The following is a 19977-nucleotide window of genomic DNA, read 5'->3' on the forward strand; positions in this document are numbered from 1 at the left end:
GCTCCCGCGTCCGCTCAGGTGCCGAGCCAGGCGAGGGCGGCCACCGTCATCGCGCTGACGCCGGTGTCGAGGGTGGGCTGGATGACGGGGGCGAAGGCCGGGCTGTGGTTCACCGGGATGTCCCGGGCGACCGTGCCGTTCCTGGCGGCGTCGGCGTACAGGCCGGCGTCGATGCCTCCGATGGCCCAGTAGGTGAACGGCGCTCCGAACACGCCGGGGATCTCGCTCATGTCCTCGCTGGCGGTCTGCAGCTCGATGGTGTGTGCCTGGTCGCCGAAGTGGGCGGCGAACGCCTCGGCGACGCGCCGGGTCGTTTCCTCGTCGTTGACGGTCGGCGGGAAGGCGGCCGTCTTCTCGAACTCCGGCGCCCTCGGCGCCCCGGACGCCACGCACTCGGCGCGGACGATGCGTTCGATCGCCGCCAGGACCTGGGTGCGCGTCGCCTCGTCGTACGTACGGATGTTGAGTTCCAGGACGGCGCTGTCGGGGATGATGTTGGGGCCGCTGCCCGCGTGGATGCTGCCGACGGTCACCACGGCGGGGGTGGTGGCGGCCAGTTCGCGGGACACGACGGTCTGCAGCCGTACGACGATCGTCGCGGCCATCACCACCGGGTCCACTGCCGACTGGGGCATGGAGCCGTGCCCCCCTCGTCCGTGGACGGTGACGCGGAGGTTGTCCGCCGCCGACAGGAAGGGCCCCGGACGGGTGCCGACGTAGCCGGCCGGACAGGGCAGGACGTGCTGGGCGAGTACCACGTCGGGTACGGGCGACTTCGTCGTGAGACCGTCGTCGATCATGGCGTCCGCACCGTCGCCGTTCTCCTCCGAAGGCTGGAAGAGAACCACGAAGGTGCCCCGCCAGGCGTCCTTGGCCGCGGCCATCAGCCGGGCGCAGCCGACGAGTGCGGTCACGTGCACATCGTGGCCGCAGGCGTGCATGACCGGCTGTTCGCTGCCGTCCGACCCGGTCAGGGTCACGGTGGAGGCGTACGGCAGACCGGTCCGCTCGCGCACCGGGAGGGCGTCCATGTCCGCGCGGGCCATGACGGTGGGGCCGTCGCCGTTGGCCAGGACGCCGATCACGCCGGTGCCGCCGACACGCTCGGTGACCTCGTAGCCGCAGTCCCGCAGCGCGTCGGACGCCCTCTTCGCGGTGCGGTGCTCCCGCAAACCGAGTTCGGGGTGGCTGTGCAGATCGCGGTAGAGGTCCTCCAGGTCGGCGCGGATACCGGCGAGGCCGGACAGCACCGCGTGCGGACGATCGGTCATGACGGCTCCTTGGGCGGGTCGGGTCGGCTCTCTTCCTGATCGGACCGCATCTCCCATCCGCTGCCCTGCGGGACCGGTACGGCGCCGCGAGGCGCGGCGTCCGTGCTCCCGGGTCGCCGTTGGAAGCTGTCGGCGGGTCCGGCCGAACGGCTCGGCAGTGAGACGGAAGACCTGTGCGCCCGGAAAGAAGACACCGGCGAGATCCAGATGCGGCTCGCGACCGTGACACCGGCCGGGATCGCGGAAGCCGACGTCAGGCACACGGGGGGACACGGTGACGAGCCTACTGACTCGACCCCCGCGCAGCATGCGGGTCAACCACGGAGCGTGAGGGTCGCCTGCCGAAACCATGCCGAATTCGAGCCATCCCGAAACTTTCGAAATTCTTCAGACGCAGAATGGATGACCCTTTCCCACCTAGTGCAGACCGTCGCCCATTCCGAAGACTGCACATGCGGCTTGAACTGGAGAAATAGCCACCAGGGCACTCGTCACGGAGACCGAAGGTTTCGCAACAACTGCCGAAAGTATTGACAGTTGTTGGGGACAGGCCAAAACTCCGTGCTCAGGCCCGACTACCACCGCCGGCCGCCGCTTCGGCTCAACCATGCGGCGGGGCAACGGCGTTGTCCGGAGTCGGTAGGGGCCGTCCCGCACCACTCGTACGCCTTAGTTCCTGGAGGACACCGACATGAGCGCACTTGTGCCGCCACCGCGCAGACGCGGACCCGCCCGCTTCATGACCCTGCTCCGAAATTCCTGGGTGATCGCCCTGGCCGCGGTCGGCGTGCTGCTGCTGCCCAACGCCGCGAGCGCCGACACCGTCATCACCTCGAACCAGACCGGCACCAACAATGGCTACTACTACTCGCACTGGAGTGACGGCGGCGGCTCGGTGTCGATGACGCTGGGTTCGGGCGGTAACTACGGCTACCAGTGGAGCAACGTGGGCAACTTCGTCGGCGGCAAGGGGTGGAGCACCGGCGGACGCAAGTCCGTCAACTACTCCGGCACCTTCAGCCCGTCCGGCAACGCCTACCTCGCACTCTACGGCTGGACCACCAACCCGCTGGTCGAGTACTACGTCGTCGAGAACTACGGCACCTACCGGCCCACCGGCACCTTCAAGGGCACGGTCACCAGCGACGGCGGCACCTACGACATCTACGAGACGACCCGTGTCAACCAGCCCTCGATCGAGGGCACGAAGACGTTCAAGCAGTACTGGAGCGTCCGCCAGTCGAAGCGGACGGGCGGCACCATCACCACGGGCAACCACTTCGACGCCTGGGCGAGCCACGGCATGAGCATGGGCTCCTTCAACTACATGATCATGGCGACCGAGGGCTACCAGAGCAGCGGCAGCTCCAACATCACCGTGAGTGAGGGCGGCTCCGGCGGAGGCACGGGCGGTGGCACGGGCGGTGGCACGGGCGGCGGCGGATCCGGCGGCTGCACTGCGACCCTCTCCGCAGGCGACAAGTGGAGCGACCGCTACAACCTGAACGTCTCGGTATCCGGATCCAGCAACTGGACCGTGACCATGAAGGTCCCCTCGCCCGAAAAGGTGCTGTCCACCTGGAACGTGAGCACCAGTTATCCGGACAGCCAGACACTCGTCGCCAAGTCCAACGGCAGCGGCAACAACTGGGGAGCGACCATCCAGACCAACGGCACCTGGACCTGGCCCACGGTCACCTGCACCGCCGGCTGATCCCACCGAGCACGCGCTGACCCTCCCCTTCACCACCGGTCCGGCCACGCTCCTCCGCGTGGCCGGACCACCCGCCACCAAGGAGGACCCCCATGCATCTCCTTCCCCGCCTCCGCCCGGCCGCTCTGGCCGCCGGACTGGTACTCGCCGCGACGGCCTCCCTGGGCCTGACCGCCATGGCCGCCGTCCCCGCCGAGGCCGCCACCTGCAACGGCTACGTAGGCCTCACCTTCGACGACGGCCCGTCCAACGACCACACCCCCGCCCTGCTGAACGCCCTCAAGCAGAACGGCCTGCGGGCCACCATGTTCAACGAGGGCCAGTACGCCGCCTCCGCCCCGAGCCAGGTGCGGGCCGAGATCGACGCCGGCATGTGGGTCGGCAACCACAGCTACACCCACCCGCATCTCATCCAGAAGAGCCAGGCCGAGATCGACTCGGAGGTCTCCCGGACCCAGCAGGCCATCGCCGACGCGGGCGGCGGCACGCCGAAGTTGTTCCGGCCGCCGTACGGCGAGACCAACTCCACCCTCAAGTCCGTCGAGGCCAAGTACGGGCTGACGGAGGTGATCTGGGACGTCGACTCGCAGGACTGGAACGGCGCCGGCACCGACGCGATCGTGCAGGCCGTGGGACGGCTCACCAACGGTCAGGTCATCCTGATGCACGAATGGCCGGCCAACACGCTCGCCGCGATCCCGCGGATCGCTCAGTCGCTCGCATCCCGCGGCCTCTGCTCGGGCATGATCTCGCCGCAGACCGGGCGGGCCGTCGCGCCTGACGGCAGCACCGGCGGAGGCGGGACCGGTGGAGGCGGGGGCACCGGCGGATGCACGGCGACCCTGTCCGCAGGGCAGCAGTGGGGCGACCGCTACAACCTCAACGTCTCCGTCACGGGCTCCAGCAACTGGACCGTCACCATGAACGTGCCCTCCCCCGAAAAGGTCCTGTCCACCTGGAACGTCAGCGCTTCCTTCCCCAGCGCCCAGGTCCTGACCGCGAAGCCCAACGGCAGCGGGAACACCTGGGGGGTGACGCTGCAGACCAACGGCTCATGGACCTGGCCGACGGTCTCGTGCAGTACCGGCTGACCACCGAAAGCGCACGTGCCGGTGCGGCGGCCCTGCGGCCGCCGCACCCTCGGGTCCTTCCTCGTCCGGATCCGACCCGCCCGCACCGCCTCACTTGACCTGGAGCGCGCTCCAGATCCGAGCATGGGGGCATGAACATCACCGATCCCCAGATCGTTCTGGGAACCATGGACTTCGGCACCCGGGTCGGCCCCGACCAGGCCTTCGCGATCCTCGACGCCTTCGTCGCCGGCGGCGGTGTCTGGCTCGACACCGCCAACTGCTACTCCTTCTGGGCCGATGCCGACGGCGTCGGCGGCGCCAGCGAGCGCGTCATCGGCGCGTGGCTCCGTGCTCGTCCCGGCGTGCGGGACGCGGTGCGGATCGCGACGAAGGTCCGGCAGAACCCGCTGGTCCCGCACTCCTGGCCGGAAAGCGCCGAAGGGCTCTCCGCCCTCGCCGTCCGCACCGGCGTGGAGGAGAGCCTGGAGCGTCTCGGAGTCGATCACGTCGACCTGCTCTGGGCCCACGCCGAGGACCGCACCGTACCGCTTCAGGAGACGGTCGGCGCGTTCGGCGAACTCGTGGCGAAGGGAGTGGCGTTGCGGGTCGGGGCGGCGAACCACGCCGCCTGGCGCGTCGAGCGGGCCCGGTCGCTCGCCCGGGAGCGGGGCGTGGAGCCGTGGACGGCTCTGCAACTGCGCCACTCCCTCGTCCAGCCGCGACCGCTCACCCCCGTCGCGGAGGGCGGCCACCGCATGCTCGGGGACGAGGATCTGGATCTCGCGCGGTCGGAGGGGCTCACCGTGTGGTCGTACAGTTCGTTGCTGTGGGGCTCCTACGTCCGCCCGGACAAGCCGCTTCCTCCCACGTACGATCATCCCGGAACCACCCGGGTGCTCTCGGTCCTGGACGACATATCCGGCGAGCTCTCGGTCACGAGGAACCAGGTCGTCCTCGCATGGCTGATGCGGCATCAGATCGACCCCATCGTCGGCGCGAGCCGGGTGGAGCAGATCGAGCAGGCACTCTCCGCACGCAGTGTGCGGCTCAGCGACGAGCACCTGGCGCGCTTCGCCGGAGCGCGGTAGCAGCGGTCGGAAAGGAAACCCCATGACCACCCTCACGCCGGCGGCAGCCGCCGACCGTACCGGTGTCTCCATCGACACGCTGCGCTATTACGAGCGCGAAGGGCTCATCGGTCCGATCCGCCGCTCCGGCGGTGGCCACAGGGAGTACACCCAGGACGACGTCTTCTGGATCGGCCTGGTCACCTGCTTTCGTGAGGCCGGTCTCGGCATCGCGGACCTGCGCGGGTTCGTCGCCATCCTGCGCGCCGAGCACCCCGCGCAGGACCGGGTCGCCTTCCTCCGTGAGCGTCGTGCCACCTTGGAGCAGCAGGTGGCGGCCCTCTGCCGGGCCATGGACGTCCTCGACGAGAAGATCGCGTACTACAGCTGAACCGGGCCCGCCCGGTCGTCCCGCCTCTACACTGCCCAGGTGATCAACGATCTCCCCCGCGGACTGACGTCCCGACACCCCGTTGCCGAGGACCACGCGCGGGTACTGGCCGTGCTGGACAGGTGGTGGGGCGGGCTCAAGGGTGAGGCAGGGGCGGTCGAACGCGCGCTCCTCCTCCCCCGCCTGTACTTCCAGCACTTCACTTCCACCAGCCTGTTGATCGAGCGCCCGGACGGGGAACTCGCCGCGTTTCTCGTAGGATTCCTCTCGCAGACCGAACCGGATGTCGCCTACGTGCACTTCGTCGGCGTCGACCCGGCTCTGCACGGGCAAGGGGTCGGACGTGCCCTCTACCGCGCCTTCTTCGGGCTCGTGCGGACACAGGGCCGCCGGTATGTGCACTGCATCACCAGCCCGGAGAACACCGCCTCGCAGGCTTTCCACACCCGGCTCGGGTTCACCGCCACGCCCGTCCAGCCGGACTACGACGGTCCCGGGCTCGACCGGGTCGCCTTCACCGTCGATCTGGCCCCGCGTCCGGACGGCCCCTCGACTCCCGACCGCACTGACACCGGACCCTGACCGCTCCGCGCTCGTCCGGATACGGAATCGGCTGACGCCCGCCGACACCGCCGACCGCCGACCGCCGACCGCCGACCGCCGACCGCCGACCGCCGACCGCCGAGGAAACGGTCCAGGTGCTCGTCCGGCGGCGGTGCCACCCCTTCGACGGCCTCCTCCGCATGGGGTCGGCTCGGCGACCTTGCGGCCGTCCCTGGTGGGCACCGCGTGCCCCTTCAGGCAGTCTCCCTCGGCACGGTCAACTCCGGGTGGGGGAACGCCCGTCGGCCGTGGCCGGTCCGTACGGGTCACGACCGCGGCAGCGTCCTGAGCCAGTCGTAGGGTTCACCTGCGAGACCGCCGCCTCAGCGCCTGAATCACCACCACCGCGAACAGCAAAGCGGCCGTGGGCGCCGCGGCCTTCCTGAGGAGCACGGGCAGCGCCGCCGCACCGAGGTCGATGGCCTCCGGCTCGGGCGCGTGCCGGCCCTGGAGGGTTTCCGCCAGGCCCGTCGTGGACACCGCGGACGCGCCGGGCCCGACGTCCCGCAGCAGCTCTTCGAGTCGGGTGGCGAACTGCTGAACGATGCGGTCGCCGACCTCGGTCATGATGCCCCGGCCGAACTGTGCGGGCCGGCCGGTGATGTCGAGGTCCGTGCGGACGCGCACGAGGGTGCCGGCCGGATGGACGGTCAGCGTCGCGCTGACGGTGGCCGACGCGGTCCCCGCGCCCCGGGTCTCGCTCCCGCTGAGGTCGAGGAGCATCGAGTGGGCGGCGCCGTCCCGGGTGACGGTGCCCTCGCCGCGGTAACTCATCTGCACCGCGCCGACCTTGACCTTGACGCGGCCGGTGAAGGAGTCGCCGTCGAGGGTGTCCAGCACGGCGCCGGGCATACAGGGCGCGACCCGGCCGAGGTCCTGGAAGAGCTGCCAGGCGTCGTCGGGAGCGGCCGGGACGGTGAAGGAGTGGTCGAGCTGCATGGTTGTCCCATCAGGGGGCGGCCGGCGGAGCCGGCCGTGGAGGGGGAGCCGTTTCGGGTGCGGGGCGGACTCAGGTGGCGGCCTTCGTACGGATCAGCGCGCGCACCCGGCTCGGCGAGAGGGGGCCGCGGCGTACGACCACGTCGAAGGGGCGCAGCGCGTCCTCGACGGCGCCGGCGAGTACCGCCTGCGGGGCGATCGCGCCGCCTTCGCCGAGTCCCTTGACGCCGAGGTCGTTCATGGGGCTCGGGGTGAAGATCTCGTCCATGTCGAGGTCGGGGATCTCCGAGGACGTGGGCACCAGGTAGTCCATGTAGGTGCCGGTGCGGGGCTGGCCGTCGGGGCCGTAGACCATCTCCTCGTACAGCGCTCCGCCGATCCCCTGCGCGATGCCGCCGGTGACCTGTCCTTCCGCGATCATCGGGTTGACGATGTTGCCCGCGTCGTGGACGACGACGTAGTGCAGGATCTCGATCTCGCCGGTGTGTTCGTCGACCTCGACGACGGCCGCGTGCGCTCCGCTCGCGACGGCGAAACCGGGTGGGCGGAAGTGCACGGTCTCACTGATCTCGGCGCCGTGCCGGCCGTCGGTGGGTTCGGGGGTGCCGGGCAGCGGCGCCTTCCCGGCCAGTTCCGACAGGCTGAGGGACGGGCCGCCGGGTTCCTGGGCCCGCACGATGCCGTCGCTCAGGTCGAGGCCGGCCGCCGCGACACCGAGGCGGCGGGCCGCCGCTTCGATGATCTTCTCGCGGACGAGCCGGCCGGCCCGGTGGGTGGCGTTCCCGGCGTTGACCAGGGCGCGGCTGGCGATGGTGCCCACACCGAACGGGGTGGCCTCGGTGTCGCCGCCGACCACGTCGATGACGTCGAGGGGCACACCGATGGCGTCGGCGGCGATCTGCGCCATGGAGGTGCGGTGCCCCTGCCCCTGGGAGGGGGCGCCGATGGCGAGCCGCACCCGGCCGCTGGGGGCGAGGTCGACGCGCGCGGTTTCGAACGGCCCGAGACCGGTGGCCTCTATGTACATGGCGAATCCGATGCCGATGTGCTTGCCGTCGCGGGCGCCTTCGCGTTGCCGGGCGCGTACCCGCTCGACGTCGGCCTTCGCGACGGCGCGGCGCAGAAGTTCCGGGAAGTCGCCGGAGTCGTAGGACTGCGGCCGGCCCGAGCGGTCCACCAGGCCGGTCGCGTACGGCATCTCGTCGGGCCGGACGAGGTTGCGCGCCCTCAGCTCCTCGGGCTCGATGCCCAGTTCCACGGCCAGCCGGTCCATGGCCCGTTCCATGGCGAACACCGTCTCCGGACGTCCGGCTCCCCGGTAGGGCGTGGCGAAGGTGGTGTTGGTGAGCACGCCGACGACGTCGATGTGCACGTTCGGGACGCGGTAGGGGCCCAGGAGGTGGCACAGCGAGTTGTACGGCACGACCAGGCCGGTCATGTTGTACGCGCCGAAGTTGACGGTGATCCGGTCGCGTACCGCGAGGAGACGGCCTTCGGCGTCCGCGGCGAGTTCGATGCGGTGGATCTGTTCGCGGGCGTGCGAGGAGGCGGTGAGGTTCTCGTTGCGGTCCTCGCGCCACAGCACGGGGCGGCCCAGGCGGCGGGCGGCGTGCGGGACGAGGAGTTCCTCGACGTACAGGATGCCCTTCTGGCCGAAGCCTCCGCCGACGTCGGCCGCGATGACGCGGACCGTGGCGGCTTCCAGCCCGAGGGTGTGGGCGATGGCGTCCCGCAGCCGGTGCGGGGTCTGGGTGCCCGACCAGACGGTCAGCCGGCCGCTGTAGGGATCGACCTGGGCCGAGATCGCACGGGTCTCGATCGGCGAGGCGACGTAGCGGTGGGCGTCGAACCGCTCGCTGACCACGGCGTGCGCGCGGGCGAACGCCTCTTCCGGGTCACCGACGCGGGTGGCGACCGCGACCGCCGTGTTGTCCGGCAGATCCTCGTGCAGCCGGGTCGCGTCCTCGGTCAGGGCTTGTTCGGGGTCGACGAGCACCGGCAGCGGGGCGTACCGCACCTCGACGAGTTCCAGGGCGTCCTCGGCGAGGTAGCGGTTCTCGGCGAGGACGACGGCGAGGGGCTGGCCGACGTAGAGGACCTTCTCGCGGGCGAGCAGCGGCATGGGAGTCATCCGGACCAGTGGGTCGAGGAGCTCGGCGAGGCCCGGCGGGGTGCGCAGTTCTTCCTTGTTCAGCATCGCGGGCAGATCCGCCACGTCGTCGCCGGTCCACACGGCGACGACACCGGGTGCGGCCAGGGCCGCGGTCACGTCGACCGACTCGATACGGGCGTGGGCGTGCGGGCTGCGCAGGAAGGCGGCCTCGACGGCGCCGGGGAGGGCGATGTCGTCGACGTACCGTCCGTGGCCGCGCAGCAGCCGGTCGTCCTCGACGCGGGGGACGGAACGGCCGATCCAGTTGCTGTTGCCGGACTGGGCCCGGTCGTCGTCGTGGGACATGCGGGTCACTTCCCGAAGCGTTCGTCGAGTGCCTGGCACACGGCACGGCGGATGTTGCGGTAGCCGGTGCACCGGCACAGATGCCCGCTGAGCGCGTCGGCGACCTGTTCCTCGTCGGGGCGCTGGGACTGCTCGGTCAGAGCGGTCGCCGTCATGACGAATCCGGGCGTGCAGAAGCCGCACTGCATGCCGTGGCACTCGTGGAAGGCCCGCTGCACGGGGGTGAGCGGGGCGTCGTCGGAGGCGAGGCCTTCGACGGTGCGGAGCTCGGCTCCGTCGCACTGCACGGCCAGGGTCAGGCAGGCGCGCACCGGCTCGTCGCCGACGAGGACGGTGCAGGCCCCGCAGACTCCGTGTTCGCAGCCGACATGGGTGCCGGTGAGACCGAGCCGTTCGCGCAGGAAATCGCTGAGCAGCAGCCTCGACTCGACCTGGGCGGTGACCGGTCGTCCGTTGACGACAAGGCTGATCGGGTGCCAGCCGGAGGGCTCGGCGAGGGGCGGTGTGCGCGCGGCGAGCGGGGTGGGGACGGAGGGGGTCATGAGCAGCGCTCCCAGGCGGTGGTGCAGGCGCGGACGAGGAGATGGGCGGCGCCCTCGCGCCGGTACTCGGCGGTGGCGTGGACGTCGTCGGAGGGGGTGAGGCGGGACAGCGCGGCGCCGGCCGCGGCAGCGAGGGCGCGCTCGCCGACCGCGCTGCCGACGAGCGCGTCCTGTGCGGCGGGCAGGCGTACGGGGACGGGGCCCGCGCCGCAGAAGACGACGCGGGCGGACCGGGCGGTGTCCGAAGCGGTGTCCCGTTCCAGGACGACGGCCACGCCGACGGAGGCGAAGTCGCCATGCCTGCGGGACAGTTCTTCGAAAGCCCAGCCGTGATGGGCCGGAGGGGGCGGGAAGACGACCTCGGTGAGGAGCTCGTCCTCTTCGACGGCCGTGGAGAAGGTGGCGAGGAAGAAGTCCTCGGCGGCGACCGTACGGGTGCCCCGGGGCCCGGTGATGACGAAGCGGGCGTCCAGGGCCAGGGCCGCGGCGGGGAGTTCGGCGGCCGGGTCGTGGTGGGCGAGGCTGCCGCAGACCGTGCCGCGGTTGCGGATCTGAGGGTGTCCGATGTGGCGGATGGCGGCGGCCAGGAGCGGCCATCCGTTCCGTACCGCGCTGTCCGCGGCCGCGTGGGCCTGCCGCACCGCGGCTCCGATGCGCAGGCTGCCCGACTCGTCCACGCGGAGGCGGCCGAGTTCGTGGATCCGGGTGATGTCCACGAGCAGCCCGGGCCTGGCGAGACGCATGTTCAGCATGGGGATCAGGGACTGGCCGCCCGCGACGACCTTGGCCTCCCGCTCCTCATCGGCGAGGAGGGCGACCGCCTCGCCGACGGTGCTGGGGGCGGTGTAGTCGAAGGGTGTGGGTTTCAACCTGCTGCCACCGGACCTCTCGTGTCGTGGTCACGCCGTGGCATTCGACACGGACGGATGTATCTAGTACCTGAAATGATTTACACTAAAGTTTCTGCTTGGCAAGAGGGTGCCCGAGATTTCACGGCCCGCGGAGGGCGATATGCGACACGTCATCGATCAGGCAGCCGCCTGGCAGCGCTCCGGAACCCGCTTCGCCATGGCGACCGTCGTCCGGACGTGGGGCTCGTCGCCGCACGGTCCGGGGGCTTCGATGCTCGTGTCCGAGGCGGGCCGCGTCGTCGGCAGCGTCTCCGGTGGCTGCGTCGAAGCCGCCGTGTGCGCGCTGGCGGAGGACGTACTCGCGGGCGCCGCCCCGGTGCTCGGGCGCTGGGGAGTCGGCGACGAGGACGCCTTCGCGGTGGGCCTGACCTGCGGCGGAACGATCGAGGTACTGGTCCGCGAGATGGGGGCGGAAGTACCGCTCGGCCGGCTGGCCGCCGGCATCGCGTCCGGTGCGCCGGTGGCCCTGGTCACCCCCGTCAGCGGCGGCGGCTGCCTGGTCGTCGGCGGCGGGACGACAACCGGCTCGCTGGGCGACCCACGGGCGGACCGGGCGGCCGCCCTCGCCGCCGAAGGCATGCTCGGCCGCGGTGCCAACGGGATCGTGACCAGCGGGGACGTCACCGGCAGGGATGGCGCGACCGACGACACCGCCTGCGCGCCGGCGCGTGAGCTACTGGTGCAGTCCTTCGCCTCCCGGCCCCGGCTGCTGATCTTCGGCGCCGCGGAGTTCGCCCGGCCCCTGGCGGACATCGGCGCCGCACTCGGGCACCGGGTGACGGTCTGTGACGCCCGGCCCGCCTTCGCGGCGGCCGAGCGCTTCCCGAGGGCGGACGATGTCGTCACCGCACGCCCCGACCGCTGGTTCCGCGCCCATGAGGACCTGGTCGACGCTTCGACCGCGGTGTGCGTACTGACCCATGACCCACGGTTCGACGTGCCGGTGCTCGCCCTCGCCCTGCGCAGCAGGGCCGGGTACGTCGGAGCCATGGGCAGCCGCCGGACGCACGAGGACCGGCTCGGGCGACTGCGCGCGGCGGGCACGACCGAGGCGGAACTCGCACGGCTGCGCTCGCCGATCGGACTGGATCTCGGCGGCCGGGGACCTGAAGAGACCGCCGTGTCGATCGTGGCCGAGATCGTCGCGGTGCGGCGCGGCGGCACCGCCCTGCCGCTCACCCTTCGAGCGGGTCCGGTGCACAGAGAGTGACCTTTTTTGAACGGCTGTTTTTATGAACACTCGTTTAATGTGGACCTTGTGGATGCGAAGAACGAGGGCCGTCGCCGATCGGCCGCACACCCGACGCCGGGAACCGGCCGGGGGGCAGGGCAGCCGTCACAGCGCCGTCCCGGTTCCCATGACCCGGAGGGCAATCGCCACGCCGTCCTCGACGCGGCCCGGCGACTGTTCGGTGCGCACGGCTTCAGGGGCGTGGGCGTCCGCGCCATCGCGGCCGAGGCCGGGGTGACCCCCGGCCTGGTGATGGCGTACTTCGGCACCAAGGACGGTCTGTTCCGTGAGGCGGTGGGAAGCGGGTCGGGCGTCACCAACGATGTGCTGGCGGCGGCTGACAGCACGTCGGAACTGCCCGCGGCCCTGGCCCGCGCCTATCTCGACCGGTGGGACCGCCTGCCGGCCGACGATCCCTGGCCCGCACTCATCCGCTCGGCCGTCGGCCACCCGCCGAGCGCCGAGCTTCTGCGGACCATCCTGGAGAAGCAGGTCGGCGAACCTCTCGCGCGACTTCTCGGCGACTCGCCCGACGCGGAGGTGCGGGCCGCTGTCATCCGGAGCGTCCTGTTCGGCGTGATCATGGAGCGCTACCTCTTCGCCCATGAACCGGCGGCCTCCGTCCCGACCGAGGAGCTCGCTCCCGCGTTGACGGACGTGCTCGCCAGCGCTTTCGGAGACGCCCTCGATGTCGTTCCCCCGCCCTTGCGGGGCGACGCGGCCGACGGTGCCGACGTGTCCGTGCACCCCCGCGTCGACCCTGCTCCGAGGGCTGCCGCGACCACCCGGCCGCCGTCGGAGCGCGTACAGCCCGAGCGTCTTCGCCCGGTGTCAGGGATCCGGACGGCGGACGACTCCCCCATGACCCTGTTCGCACAGCTGAACGAGTGTGCCGCTGCTCATCGGGGACTTATCAGCAGGACCGTGCGCGAGTACGGCATCAGCCTGCCCGCCTACGACGTGCTCGCCGCCCTCCGCGACGCGGGAGAGCCCTACTGCCGGACGACCGGCGAGGTGGCGGCAGCCGGCACGGTCCGGGCCGGCGGTCTCACCCAGCACGCGGACCGTCTGGAGGCGGCGGGCCTGATCCGGCGGGAGCGCGACGCGGACGACCGCAGGATCATCCGGCTGTGCCTCACCCCGAAGGGTCTCGAACTGGCCGAGCGGATCTTCTCCGTACGGTCGGCCCAGGAGCAGGAACTGCTCGCCGGGCTGGGCTCGGCGGACCGGCGCCGGCTCTCCGGACTGCTCGGCGCCCTGGGGCAGACGCTGGGAGCCGTTGTCCCGGAGCAGTGACCGCTGCTCCGGGCCCCCGCGCCGCAACGACCGGTGGCGTCAGCAGGAGCGATCCTCCCCGTTCCGCCCTGGTCTGCGAAGGACCGGACCGGCGCCGACCACCGTATGGCCCAGGGCGCACTGCCTTCTCGCCGGTCTCCTGCCGACAGCGCACGCCGGTGGACCGCCCACGGGTACGCAAGAGCGCGGCATGGCCCGGTCCGGCCCTCTCGACGTGCACGTTCGTCTCCTGCGGGTCACCATTCCCGAGACAGCGGGTCATCGCCCGTCGCTCTCTACGAGCCACCCGCTCGCCACTGATCGCACGCTGACCACCCACCGCCGCCGCATATGCGCAGGAGTTCTCGTGACTGTCCGGAAGCACATCCTGAGCGGTCGTACAGCCGTGGTGACGGGCGCCGCACGCGGCCTGGGAGCGGCGATCGCCCGGGAGCTGTCCGGGCGGGGTGTCCGTGTGGCCCTGCTCGGCCTGGAGCAGGACGCACTCGCCCGGACGGCCGGCGCACTCCCGACAGCGTCACGGCACTGGCACGTCGATGTCACCGACGACGAGGCGATGGCCCGGGTCGCCGAAGAGGTGGACCGGCGTCTGGGTCCCGCTTCGGTCGTCATCGCCAACGCAGGCGTGGCCGAGGGAGGTCCGTTCGTCGACTCCGACCCGGACACCTGGCGGCGCGTGATCGAGGTCAACCTCGTGGGCAGCGCGGTCACCGCCAGGACGTTCCTGCCGCAACTGCTCCGCACCCACGGTCAGTACCAGCAGATCGCCTCGCTCGCGTCCATCGGCGCCGCGCCGATGATGAGTGCGTACTGCGCTTCCAAGGCGGGGGTGGAGTCCTTCTCGCACTCCCTGCGCGCGGAGCTCGCCCCCCGCGGGGTCGGCGTGGGCATCGCGTATCTGAACTGGATCGACACGGACATGATCCGGGATGCCGACCAGCACCGTGTGCTGCGCGAGCTCCGGGCTCACATGCCTCCCCCGGCGCGCAAGACCTACGCCCCGGAGTACGTGGCCCGGCTGGTGGTCGACGCCGTCGAGCGCCGAGCGCCTGCCGTCTATGTGCCCGGGTGGCTCCGGGGTGTGCAGGCGGTGCGCGCCGGCCTCCCCGGGCTGGTCTCGCTGCTGACCCGCCGGGAGCTGACGCGCTCGCACTTCGAGGCGACGGGGCTGCTGGGGGCGGGCGGACGCGCAGCGGAGGCAGCCGGAGGCACGCGGACCTGACACCGGACTGCCGCTCATGTGACAGCCCGTCCTCCGCACGCGAGCGACCACCACGGCTCGCCGCCGTACGCCCCCTGTGCGCCCACTTCGGCAATCAGGACACGGGACGGAGGGACGGCGGCAGGGCGCTTCGGCGTCGCACGCTGCCGCCGTCACCGGCCCGGTGGAGCGGCCGGTCCCGTCACCGGCGCCCTCCGCGCCGATGACGGTGTCGAGCGGGTCACTCAGCTGGGGAGGACCCATTTCTGGTTGGCGCCGGTGCCGCACGTCCACAGGTGCAGCCTGGTGCGGTCGGCCGAGGAGACGCCCTCCGCGTCGAGACACTTGCCGGACTGCGGATTACGCAGCGTCCCGTCGGCCCCCGGACTCCACTTCTGCGCCCCGGAACCGTTGCACCCGTACAACTGGACCTTCGTACCGTCCGCCGAACCCCCACCACTGACGTCCATGCACTTGCCGAGCGAGCGCAGAGTGCCGTCCGTACCCACCACCCACCGCTGGGCAGCCGTCTGATTGCACGTGTACAGCTGGATCTGCGTCCCGTCCGCCGTCGCCGCCCCCGCGACATCGACGCACTTGCCCCCGATACCCGTGATGGCACCCTCCCGAGGACCGGACGTGCCTCCGAGTTCCTTGATCCGGACGTTCCGGAAGGACACGTCGTCGCCGTCCCCGTGGTTCTGCAGCCCGATATGGCCCTGCCGGAGGCTGCGGGCTGGGTCGGTGTTGGTGAAGTCGTTGACCCGGCGGCCGTTGAGGAAGACCTGGAGGCGCTCGCCCTCCACCCGGATCTCGTACGTGTTCCACTCCCCCGGCGGATTCAGTGCCGCGTCGCGTACCGCGAGGTCGGCGGATCTGAAGCCGTAGACGGAACCGGTGGTGCGGTCGGGGGTGTCGGTCGCGTCGATCTGGATCTCGTAGCCGTTGTCGACGGCCGACCAGGGGTCGTCGGAGGCGGGGAAGCCCACGAAGACACCGGAGTTGTCGTCGCCGGCCTGCCGCCAGTCGAGTTTCAGGGAGTACGAGGTGTACTCCTTGGCCTGGTACCAGAGGAGGCCGAGGCCGCCGCGCGAGGTCAGGGTGGCGTCGGATTCGGCGAACGACCCCGGACCGGCCTGTTTCCAGCCGGTGGTGCCCGAGGCGCCGTAGAGCGTGGTGTAGCCGGTCTCCGGACGGCAGTCGGCCTCGGTCAGCTCGGCGGCCCAGCGGATGCCGCCGAGCAGATGACGGCGGAAGGCCGGATCGCTGTACGAGTCTTCTGTGTGGCCCCCCCCCGGTGTAGAAGGCGCGACCTCCGGCGTAGTCCTTGCACCAGGCGATGGGGTGGTCACCGCTCATGCTGCCGCCGCTGTAGCTGGACTCGTCGAGCGACGCGAGCACATGGGCCGAAGTGCGCGGGTTGGTCCGGTAGTTGTACCACTCGTCGGTCCGCTGCCAGGTGGGGCCGAGGTGGGCGGTGGCGTCGTGGGCGCGGTCCTCCACGTCGACCCTGGCGGGCTGGATGGCCGGGTGCGACTGGAAGAGGGCGCCGGCCAGGCCCGCGTACCAACTCCAGTCGTACTCGGTGTCGGCCGCCGCGTGGATGCCGACATAGCCGCCGCCGGCCGCCATGTACCCCTCGAAGGCGGTCTGCTGCGTGGCGTCGAGGACATCGCCCGTGGTGGAGAGGAAGACGACGGCCTCGTATCCGGCGAGGTTCGACGGGGTGAAGGCGGCGGGGTCCTCGGTCGCGGTGACCGTGAAGTTGCCGGCCGCGCCCAACTCGCGCAGGGCGGTGATGCCTTCGTCGATGGAGGAGTGGCGGAAGCCGGCGGTCCTGGAGAAGACCAGCACGTCGTACGCGGGGTCGGCGGCGGCCGCCTGCGCCGGGGCGGATGCCGGTGACGGCGGGGCGGCGGTCGCGACCGCCGCGGGCAGGGAAGCGACGCCGAGCAGGCCGCAGGCGGCCCAGCAGGCGAGGCGTCCGAGGGATCGGTTCGGTCGTCGGCTCATGGCAGGATCCACTTCTGGTTGGCGCCGGTGCCGCACGTCCACAGGTGCAGCCTGGTGCGGTCGGCCGAGGAGACGCCCTCCGCGTCGAGACATTTGCCGGACTGCGGATTACGCAGCGTCCCGTCGGCCCCCGGACTCCACTTCTGCGCCCCGGAACCGTTGCACCCGTACAACTGGACCTTCGTACCGTCCGCCGAACCCCCACCACTGACGTCCATGCACTTGCCGAGCGAGCGCAGAGTGCCGTCCGTACCCACCACCCACCGCTGGGCAGCCGTCTGATTGCACGTGTACAGCTGGATCTGCGTCCCGTCCGCCGTCGCCGCCCCCGCGACATCGACGCACTTGCCCCCGATACCCGTGATGGCACCCTCCCGAGGACCGGACGTGCCCGAGGTGGTGACGGTGAACTCGTCCACGTCGAAGAGGGATCCGCTGCCGCCCTTGAAGACGAGGTGGAGCGTGGTGGTGCCGGCCGGGCGGTTGCTCAGGTTCGCGGAGACGTCCTGGAACGTCTCCCAGCTTCCCGTGACGGGGACGGCCACGGAACCGAGCAGGGTGCCGGTGGGCGAGCCGGCCCGTACCTCGAGCGTGCCGCCGGCGCCGGCGGAGGAGACGCGGGCGGTCAGCTGGGTGGCGTTGTCGAGAGCGTAGGGCTTGAAGGAGATCCAGTCGCCGTTCTCGATGTTGCCCACGGTCCTGCCGCCCTGGGCCGCGGCGTGGCTGATGACCGACACCCCGGCGGAGCCTCCGTAGTGCTCGGCCTGGCGGTGGCTGGGCTGGCTGATGTGCTCGTCGTGCGTGGTCAGGGCGGGCTGCCCGCCCGCGCCGTTGTCGGTGTATTCCGCGTCCCACACGCCGAAGATGTTGGCGTTGGGGTCGTGCTCGCCGTCGGCGATGGTCTGTACGGTGCCGGAGCAACCGGTCGCCGAGGTCTGCGGGTGACCGTGGCTGTCGTGGCCGATGATGAACGTGACCTTGACCTTGGAGCAGTCGATGGTGCCGTCCTCCGGGTCCGTGACGGTCACCTTGAACGGCACCGCGGCGCCCGGGTCGATGATCCGGCCGTCGACGGGCAGTTCGAGCTTCACGGTGGGCGCGGTGTTGCCCACCGTGACGGTCACGGAGGCGGTCGCCGTCCGGCCGGTGCCGTCGGAGACGGTCAGCTCCGCGGTGTACTGACCGTTGGCGGTGTACGTGTGCGCGGGGTCGGACGACGTCGACGTACCGCCGTCACCGAACTTCCAGGCGTAGGCCAGCGGATCGCCGTCGGGGTCGGAGGTTCCCGCCGAGGAGAACCGCACCGCCAGCGGGGACTTGCCCGAGGTGCGGTCGGCCGAGGCCTGGGCGAGCGGGGACCGTCCGCCGCTGACGTTCTCGATGCGGTAGACCGCGCTGTTCTCGTCCCCGTTGAAGTAGCCGGTGCCGTAGTCGAGCACGTACAGCGCACCGTCGGGGCCGAAGGCCATGTCCATGACCTGGGTGCCCTGCCAGGGGAAGGCGTTGATCGACTGTACGGTGCCGTCACCGGCCTGCTCGATGCGCTTGATCCACTTGCGGCCGAACTCGCCGGCGAAGAAGTCCCCGTCGAAGCTCTCGGGGAACTTGACCTCGGAGGCCGAGGCCGCGTCGTAGTGGTAGACGGGGCCGCCCATGGGCGACTCCGAGCCGCTGCCGAACTCGGGGACCGAGCCGCCGTCGTACGGGATCCAGGCGGGCTGGACCGCGGGGAGGTCGGTCAGGCCGGTGTTGTTCGGCGACGTGTTCCTGGGCGCCGAGCAGGAGAAGGCGGCTCCGGACGTCGAGGTGGCGAAGTCGTAGTCCACATAGGCGCTGTTCTTGCCGGTGCAGTAGGGCCAGCCGTAGTTGCCCGCCTTGGTGATCCGGTTGAACTCGACCTGTCCGGCGGGCCCGCGGGTGGCGCTCGCGGTGCCCGCGTCCGGGCCGTAGTCACCCAGGTAGACCGTGCCGGTGGGCTTGTCGACGGTCATCCGGAAGGGATTGCGGAAGCCCATGGCGTAGATCTCGGGCCGGGTCTTCGCGGTGCCGGGGGCGAAGAGGTTGCCCGCCGGCACGGAGTAGCTCCCGTCGGCGTTGACCTTGATCCGGAGGACCTTGCCGCGCAGGTCGTTGGTGTTGCCCGCCGAGCGCTGGGCGTCGTACGCGGGGTTGCGGGTGGGCCGCTCGTCGATGGGCGTGTAGCCGTCGGAGGCGAAGGGATTGCTGTCGTCGCCGGTGGAGAGGTACAGGTTGCCCTGGCCGTCGAAGTCGATGTCGCCGCCGACATGGCAGCACAGCCCCCGGCTCGCGGGAACGTCCAGGACCTTCTTCTCGCTGGCGGTGTCCAGGGTGCCGTCCGCCTTCAGGACGAATCGGGAGAGCCGGTTGACACCGTCGAAGGGGGCGAAGTCGGCGGCCGATCCGTCCGCGGGGGCGTCTCCGGTGGGGGTGGAGAGCTTCGGGGCGTAGTAGAGGTAGACGAAGCGGTTGGTGGGGAAGGCGGGGTCGACGCCGACGCCCTGGAGGCCCTCCTCGTCGTGCGAGTAGACGTCCAGCTTGCCGGCGACCTTGGTGGTGCCCGCAGCGTCGGTCAGGCGCAGGGTGCCGTCCCGCGAGGTGTGCAGCACGGACCGGTCGGGCAGGACGGCGAGCGTCATCGGCTCGCCGGTCTCGGCCACCCCCTTGGCGAGGGTGACCTGTTGGAACTCGGGTGCTGCCGGCGCCGCTTCGGCCGGGCTCTGCTGGGCGGTGAGGGCGCCCGCGGCAGCGAGCAGCGTACTGGCGAGCGCCGCGAGGGGCCGGGTGAGTCTCCTGTGCACGCGCATCCTCCGTAAGTCAACGGGGCTGGGGGTCTCGCACAGGCGCGCGCCGTCGCGCCGGGGACGCGGGCACCCTGGGAGGGGGTCAGGTGAACGCGTCCTTGTTATCCGGTACAGGGCAGGAAGGTAATGGCATTTTCATCAACCAGAAAGCCCTTTGACACGCCAGGCCCAAACTTTTATCTGTGGGGGGACAAAGTGCGGTCGTCCCCCCAACTCCGTTGCCACATACATGAGTTCATGACACCCGCGCTCGCGCACGTCCCGGGAGAGACCGCCCGATGACGCTTTCGACCGCTGCACGAGCCGGCCCGCGCAAGCGCTTCCGGCCGTGTCCGGCGACGCGGGCGGCCAGCCCCATGACGGTGACACCGAGCAACGTCCGGTCACGGACCCGGCATCACCGGCGACTGATGGGTGTGCAGCAGAGTCGGCTTGCGGGCGCCCC

At 71.1% G+C, this 19977-nt stretch carries 14 protein-coding genes and 1 pseudogene; 8 read left to right on the forward strand and 7 right to left on the reverse strand.

Annotated elements, in window-relative coordinates; all coding sequences use genetic code 11:
* Nucleotides 1-14 precede the first annotated feature (14 nt).
* Nucleotides 15-1271: a M20 family metallopeptidase gene (locus tag ABZ454_RS04645; protein ID WP_359536057.1), complete on the reverse strand. Its 1257-nt coding sequence runs from the start codon at nucleotides 1269-1271 to the stop codon at nucleotides 15-17.
* A gap of 691 nt (nucleotides 1272-1962) precedes the next feature.
* On the opposite strand from ABZ454_RS04645, the gene ABZ454_RS04650 reads away from it, so the two are divergent.
* The 5 genes from ABZ454_RS04650 (at nucleotide 1963) to ABZ454_RS04670 (ending at nucleotide 6098) form a co-directional block, all read left to right on the forward strand.
* Complete coding sequence (locus ABZ454_RS04650) at nucleotides 1963-2985, forward strand: glycoside hydrolase family 11 protein (protein WP_356318112.1); 1023 nt, start codon at nucleotides 1963-1965, stop codon at nucleotides 2983-2985.
* 92 nt (nucleotides 2986-3077) lie between these two features.
* Nucleotides 3078-4076: a polysaccharide deacetylase family protein gene (locus tag ABZ454_RS04655; RefSeq protein WP_359536058.1), complete on the forward strand. Its 999-nt coding sequence runs from the start codon at nucleotides 3078-3080 to the stop codon at nucleotides 4074-4076.
* 131 nt (nucleotides 4077-4207) lie between these two features.
* Nucleotides 4208-5146: an aldo/keto reductase gene (locus tag ABZ454_RS04660; RefSeq protein ID WP_359536059.1), complete on the forward strand. Its 939-nt coding sequence runs from the start codon at nucleotides 4208-4210 to the stop codon at nucleotides 5144-5146.
* Nucleotides 5147-5168: 22 nt separating this feature from the next.
* On the forward strand, nucleotides 5169-5516 hold the full coding sequence (locus tag ABZ454_RS04665; RefSeq protein WP_359536060.1) for a MerR family transcriptional regulator: 348 nt from the start codon (nucleotides 5169-5171) through the stop codon (nucleotides 5514-5516).
* A 39-nt stretch (nucleotides 5517-5555) separates the two neighbouring features.
* Nucleotides 5556-6098 carry a GNAT family N-acetyltransferase gene (locus ABZ454_RS04670; protein WP_359536061.1) on the forward strand — a complete coding sequence of 181 codons (543 nt, stop codon included), beginning with the start codon at nucleotides 5556-5558 and terminating at the stop codon, nucleotides 6096-6098.
* Between the two features lie 324 nt (nucleotides 6099-6422).
* Here the strand turns inward: ABZ454_RS04670 and ABZ454_RS04675 are convergent, their stop codons facing one another.
* The 4 genes from ABZ454_RS04675 to ABZ454_RS04690 form a co-directional block, all read right to left on the reverse strand.
* Complete coding sequence (locus ABZ454_RS04675; RefSeq protein ID WP_359536062.1) at nucleotides 6423-7058, reverse strand: SRPBCC family protein; 636 nt, start codon at nucleotides 7056-7058, stop codon at nucleotides 6423-6425.
* Nucleotides 7059-7128: 70 nt separating this feature from the next.
* On the reverse strand, nucleotides 7129-9516 hold the full coding sequence (locus ABZ454_RS04680) for a xanthine dehydrogenase family protein molybdopterin-binding subunit (RefSeq protein ID WP_359536180.1): 2388 nt from the start codon (nucleotides 9514-9516) through the stop codon (nucleotides 7129-7131).
* Nucleotides 9517-9521: 5 nt separating this feature from the next.
* Nucleotides 9522-10058: a (2Fe-2S)-binding protein gene (locus tag ABZ454_RS04685; protein WP_359536063.1), complete on the reverse strand. Its 537-nt coding sequence runs from the start codon at nucleotides 10056-10058 to the stop codon at nucleotides 9522-9524.
* Nucleotides 10055-10927 carry an FAD binding domain-containing protein gene (locus ABZ454_RS04690; protein WP_359536064.1) on the reverse strand — a complete coding sequence of 291 codons (873 nt, stop codon included), beginning with the start codon at nucleotides 10925-10927 and terminating at the stop codon, nucleotides 10055-10057. The genes ABZ454_RS04685 and ABZ454_RS04690 overlap by 4 nt, the downstream gene beginning before the upstream one ends.
* A 142-nt stretch (nucleotides 10928-11069) precedes the next feature.
* Here ABZ454_RS04690 and ABZ454_RS04695 point away from each other — a divergent pair, with 142 nt between their 5' ends.
* From ABZ454_RS04695 to ABZ454_RS04705, 3 genes are all read left to right on the forward strand, one after another.
* The gene (locus ABZ454_RS04695) at nucleotides 11070-12179 is read left to right on the forward strand and encodes an XdhC/CoxI family protein (RefSeq protein WP_359536065.1); all 1110 of its coding nucleotides are present in this window, start codon (nucleotides 11070-11072) and stop codon (nucleotides 12177-12179) included.
* A gap of 39 nt (nucleotides 12180-12218) precedes the next feature.
* Nucleotides 12219-13496, forward strand: coding sequence for a TetR family transcriptional regulator (locus ABZ454_RS04700; RefSeq protein WP_359536066.1), 1278 nt, complete (start codon nucleotides 12219-12221; stop codon nucleotides 13494-13496).
* 346 nt (nucleotides 13497-13842) lie between these two features.
* On the forward strand, nucleotides 13843-14718 hold the full coding sequence (locus tag ABZ454_RS04705; protein ID WP_359536067.1) for an SDR family oxidoreductase: 876 nt from the start codon (nucleotides 13843-13845) through the stop codon (nucleotides 14716-14718).
* 224 nt (nucleotides 14719-14942) lie between these two features.
* Here ABZ454_RS04705 and ABZ454_RS04710 read toward each other — a convergent pair.
* Together ABZ454_RS04710 and ABZ454_RS04715 are read right to left on the reverse strand one after the other, a co-directional pair.
* Nucleotides 14943-16710 (reverse strand): annotated as a pseudogene (locus tag ABZ454_RS04710) (ThuA domain-containing protein).
* Nucleotides 16707-19529, reverse strand: coding sequence for a PQQ-dependent sugar dehydrogenase (locus ABZ454_RS04715; protein ID WP_359536068.1), 2823 nt, complete (start codon nucleotides 19527-19529; stop codon nucleotides 16707-16709). The pseudogene ABZ454_RS04710 and the gene ABZ454_RS04715 overlap by 4 nt, the downstream one beginning before the upstream one ends.
* Nucleotides 19530-19977: the final 448 nt, after the last annotated feature.

The sequence above is a fragment of the Streptomyces sp. NPDC005803 genome, from assembly GCF_040630435.1.
Lineage (GTDB): Bacteria > Actinomycetota > Actinomycetes > Streptomycetales > Streptomycetaceae > Streptomyces.